Source organism: Pseudoalteromonas sp. SG41-5 (assembly GCF_014164495.1).
Classification (GTDB): Bacteria; Pseudomonadota; Gammaproteobacteria; order Enterobacterales; family Alteromonadaceae; genus Pseudoalteromonas; species Pseudoalteromonas rhizosphaerae.
On the sequence record NZ_JACJFH010000105.1, the window covers coordinates 9,733 to 15,058 of the forward strand.

The following is a 5,326-nucleotide window of genomic DNA, read 5'->3' on the forward strand; positions in this document are numbered from 1 at the left end:
CATCAAAGTAAATTTAACACCGAGACAAACTTTAACACCCGTAGGCGTTAAGCTTGCTGACGCAAAAACACCACATCATATTTTGAAACGCGGTGGCAAGCCACTCGCCTACAAGTAATTAATTAAACACCAGAGTAAAATTTAACACCGTAGGCGTTGAGCTTGCTGACGCACAAATACCACACCAAATTTTGAATATCGCGATGGCATATTACGAAAGAGTAGATTAGATGTACTGGGATTAGTTTAAATATACACAATTCCAAAATGGATAATCACCCACACTTTTAACTAAGCCAGCCCTGAGCGGGTTTGCAACTATATATCTAGCTTGGTTAAGTAAATCTTCATCAGATCTAAGCTTGTGATCATAAAAGTTAGCTTGCCAAATTTTTCCGCTAGAAAGTAAATAACGGTTCAATTTAATCGTAGTAATACTTTTAAATTGACCAATAACTTTGGATAAATCATCAGTATCTCTAAGCTGAAATAGCCAATGCAAGTGATCAGGCATTAATGAAAAACAAATTGTCTTAAGGTTTCCCGAATGCGAAAAAAAATGTAACTCCCTCATAATTAAACAGCTACTATCAAAATCACAAAAAAGCTGCATTCTATTTTCAGTACAAATTGTAACTGAGTAATAATGATTAATTATCGAGCATCGCCCTTTAGTCCGCTTACTTGTATCAACCATTACTTTCCCTCAATTAACTACAAGTAAATATAGCAATTAATCGAGATCCCTCCAGTAGAGATTGAGCTTTATTAATAAACAAACACGGAATTTTAAAACGCGGTGGCAAGCAATTAATTAAACACCAGAATACAATTTAACACCGTAGGCGTTAAGCTTGCTGACGCACAAACACTACATTTAAAACGCGGTGGCAAGCCACTCGCCTACAAGTAATTAATTAGACACCAGAGTAAAATTTAACACCCGTAGGCGTTAAGCTTGCTGACGCAAAACACCACAACACATTTTAAAACGCGGTGGCAAGCCACTCGCCTACAAGTAATTAATTAAACACCAGAGTAAACTTTAACACCCGTAGGCGTTAAGCTTGCTGACGCAAAACACCACAACACATTTTAAAACGCGGTGGCAAGCCACTTGTCTACAAGTAATTATAGACACCAGAGTAAAATTTAACACCCGTAGGCGTTAAGCTTGCTGACGCACAAACACCGAAACAATATTGAATATCGCGGTGGCAAGCCACTCGCCTACAGGTAATTAATAAACACCAGAGTAAACTTTAACACCCGTAGGCGTTGAGCTTGCTGACGCACCAACACCACGCCACATTTTAAAACGCGCTGGCAAGCCACTCGCCAACTTAAATTTAAACATCCACTTTTATTTTTTCGATAATCTCTACGTTGGCGGCAGGAAAATTGTAATCCTCTAACTTATCAATCGCGACCCATGCACTTTGCTGACCTTCTGCGCCATGGGCTTGGCCGCTAAAATCAGTAACTAAATGCACGTCGAGTTTTACACATTTATCGCCATAATCATGCTCAATAACCATCAGCTCGCTTGAACTATTAATTGTTAAACCTACTTCTTCTTGAAGCTCGCGCTTTAGTGCTTCGAATACGGTTTCGCCAGCTTCTACTTTGCCGCCCGGAAACTCCCACAAACCACCTTGGTGTTTATCGTCAGGGCGCTTACAGATAAATAGTGTGTTATCTGCTTTGATAACCCCCACCGCTACATGCACAATTTTTTTATTCATCGTAATACCTTTATTAAAACCGAGCGGCATAAAGCCGCGCTTACAAGCAATTAATTAAACACCAGAGTAAAATGCAACAACCGTAGGCGTTGAGCTTGCTGACGCACCAACACCGAGCCACATTTAATATCGCGGTGGCAAGCCACTCGCCTACAAGTGATTTAACACCGAGATAAACTTTAACACCGTAGGCGTTAAGCTTGCTGACGCAAAAACACCGAAACAATATTGAATATCGCGGTGGCAAGCCACTCGCCTACAAGTGATTTAACACCGAGATAAAATTTAACACCGTAGGCGTTAAGCTTGCTGACGCACAAACACCGATACAATATTGAATATCGCGGTGGCAAGCCACTCGCCTACAAGTGATTTAACACCGAGATAAAATTTAACACCGTAGGCGTTGAGCTTGCTGACGCACAAACACCACATTTAAAACGCGGTGGCAAGCTACTCGCCTGATATTTAATCTTACAAACAAAAAAAGCGACGCAGGCGTCGCTTTTTAATTGTTAATTATAACATTTGGTTATTTTAACTTACCACAACACTGTTTGAACTTTTGACCCGAGCCACATGGGCAAGGTTCGTTGCGGCCAACTTTTGGCTCTGCGCGTGATGTTACGACTGCACCTTGAGGTGCTTCGCCGCCTACGTGCTCAACTTCTTCATGTTGATATTCGCGAGGAGCATTTTCACTTTGGCGGTGTTGCTCTTCGATTTTTTCAACATCTTCTTCAGCACGTACTTGTACTTTACTTAAAATACTAACTACATCAATTTTCAGGTTCTCAAGCATTTCAGAGAACAATTCAAACGACTCACGCTTGTACTCTTGCTTAGGATTCTTTTGCGCGTAGCCACGTAAATGAATACCTTGGCGAAGGTGATCCATCGCAGCAAGGTGATCTTTCCAATGTTGATCCAAGCTTTGTAGCATGATTGCTTTTTCAAACTGACGAAGTACAGAATCGCCAACTTGTTGCTCTTTCTGTTTGTAAGCTTGCTCAACTGACTCTTCAATTCGCTCACGTAACTTTTCTTCGTAAAGTTTGTTATCGTCAGCTAACCATTGTGTAATCGGTAACTCAATTAAGAAGTCTTGTTTTAAGCGCTCTTCAAGGCCCGGAATATCCCACATTTCAGCTAGACTTTGCGGTGCAATGTATTGGTCAATAGTGTTGCCCAATACGTCGCCACGAATAACCGTGATCGTCTCTGAAATATCGCCTTCTTCAAGCAGCTCATTACGTTGTGAGTAAACAACACGACGTTGGTCATTTGCTACATCATCGTATTCAAGCAACTGTTTACGCACATCAAAGTTACGTGCTTCAACTTTACGTTGCGCGTTTTCAATAGCACGGTTAACCCATGGATGCTCAATCGCTTCGCCACGTTGCATACCTAGTTTACGCATCATATTAGTCATACGTTCACCAGCGAAGATACGCATTAATGCGTCATCCATCGATAGGTAAAAACGGCTTGAACCGGCATCGCCTTGACGGCCAGAACGACCACGTAACTGGTTATCGATACGGCGTGATTCGTGACGTTCAGTACCAATGATATGTAAACCACCAGCAGCAATTACTGCATCATGGCGAATTTGCCATGCTTCTTTAATCGCTTTAATTTGCTCATCAGTTGGGTTTTCAAGTTTTTCAACTTCGCTATTCCAGTTACCGCCTAACACGATATCAGTACCACGACCGGCCATGTTAGTTGCGATTGTTACTGTGCCTGGTAAACCAGCATCGGCAACGATGTCTGCTTCTTGGGCATGGAATTTAGCATTAAGTACGTTGTGCTTGATTTTTTCTTTACGTAAAAATTGCGATAAATACTCAGAGCTTTCGATTGAAATCGTACCCACCAATACTGGCTGGCCGCGCTCTTGGCAATCTTTAATATCGATTAGAATGGCTTCGTATTTTTCTTCTTGCGTTAAGTAAACTAAATCAGCGCGATCTTCACGGATCATCGGCTTATTAGTTGGCATAACAACAGTATCTAGACCATAGATTGACTGAAACTCAAATGCTTCAGTGTCGGCAGTACCAGTCATACCTGCAAGGGTATCGTAAATACGGAAGTAGTTTTGGAATGTAATTGACGCTAACGTTTGGTTTTCGTTTTGAATTTTTACATTTTCTTTTGCTTCAACAGCTTGATGTAAACCTTCAGACCAACGACGCCCTTCCATTGTACGGCCAGTGTGTTCATCAACAATGATTACTTCGTTTTCTTTTACAACGTAATCAATGTCTTTTTGATACAGCTTATGAGCACGTAATGCCGCATAAATATGGCTAAGCAGGGTAATACTCGCAGCAGAATAAAGCGAGTCGCCCTCAGCTATCAAACCACGTTCAATCAGTAATTCTTCAACTTTGATTTGACCACGTTCAGTTAAATGAACTTGCTTGGCTTTTTCATCAATAGTGAAATCGCCATCGCCTTCAATACCTTCTTCGTCTTCTTTCTCTTGTAACTCAAGAAGCGGAACTATGGTATTAATTTCAGCATACAGCTGCGAACTGTCTTCAGCGGGGCCGGAAATAATCAGTGGAGTACGGGCTTCATCAATTAAGATCGAGTCAACTTCATCGACTACCGCATAGTAAAGTGGACGTTGTACGCGTTCGTTAATGCTAAACGCCATATTGTCACGCAGGTAATCGAAACCAAATTCGTTATTAGTACCGTAGGTAATATCAGCGGCGTAGGCTTCTTTTTTCTGTTGCGGCATCATACCCGGTACGTTACAGCCAACAGTTAAACCTAAAAATTCAAATAATGGGCGGTTAGTTTCAGCATCGCGCTTGGCAAGGTAGTCATTCACAGTAATTACGTGAACACCTTTACCTGTAATACCACGTAAGTATGCTGGTAAACTTGCGGTAAGGGTTTTACCCTCACCAGTACGCATTTCTGCGATGCGGCCTTGGTGTAAAACCATACCACCTAGCAACTGTACGTCAAAGTGACGCATACCATTTACACGTTTTGATGCTTCACGTACCACAGCAAATGCTTCTGGTAGAATGTCATCAAGACCTTGTCCGTTATCGTAACGCTCTCTAAACTCTGCTGTTTTGGCTTTTAAATCTTCGTCTGAAAGCGCTTCAAGTTGCGTTTCAAGCGCGTTGATCAGCGCGACCGTCTTTCTTAAATTTTTAATAGTGCGGTCATTGCGACTACCAAAAATCTTGGTAAATAAATTAGATATCATGATAAAACCGTTACAATGTGTTCTTTGCTAGCCGAGTATCAGCTAACCCATTTTTATAATTACTAATTAATAGATTACTCACACGAGCACATATTAATTAGCAATTTCGAGAAACGTTGTGAAATACAGCGTTCAATACGTGCGCTACTATACCAGACTCTGCGAAACATCAAACCATCGCGTAGTTAAGATATCAGTTTTCTGCAAGAAAATTTAAAATAAGCCGTAAACATAACTTTAATTAAGACTATAAAATTATATTAACTATGAAGATATGGAGGTGGATAAAAGAAAATCAAGGGGAGTATAAGAACTTAGGTTCTAGGTTCTAGGTTCTAGG

The 5,326-nt window shown here is 41.0% G+C and carries 3 protein-coding genes; all 3 read right to left on the reverse strand.

Features of this window, described 5'->3' with window-relative positions; genetic code table 11:
• Positions 1–241 precede the first annotated feature (241 nt).
• The 3 genes from H5232_RS19780 to secA all read right to left on the reverse strand — a co-directional run bounded on the left by H5232_RS19780 (position 242) and on the right by secA (position 4,986).
• A complete protein-coding gene (locus tag H5232_RS19780; RefSeq protein ID WP_182719661.1) occupies positions 242–697 on the reverse strand; it encodes an REP-associated tyrosine transposase in 456 nt (151 codons plus the stop codon).
• A 652-nt stretch (positions 698–1,349) separates the two neighbouring features.
• A complete protein-coding gene (gene mutT, locus H5232_RS19785; protein ID WP_182831382.1) occupies positions 1,350–1,745 on the reverse strand; it encodes an 8-oxo-dGTP diphosphatase MutT in 396 nt (131 codons plus the stop codon).
• A gap of 532 nt (positions 1,746–2,277) precedes the next feature.
• Entirely contained in the window at positions 2,278–4,986 is a 2,709-nt protein-coding gene (gene secA / locus H5232_RS19790; protein ID WP_182719662.1) for a preprotein translocase subunit SecA, read from the reverse strand.
• Positions 4,987–5,326: the final 340 nt, after the last annotated feature.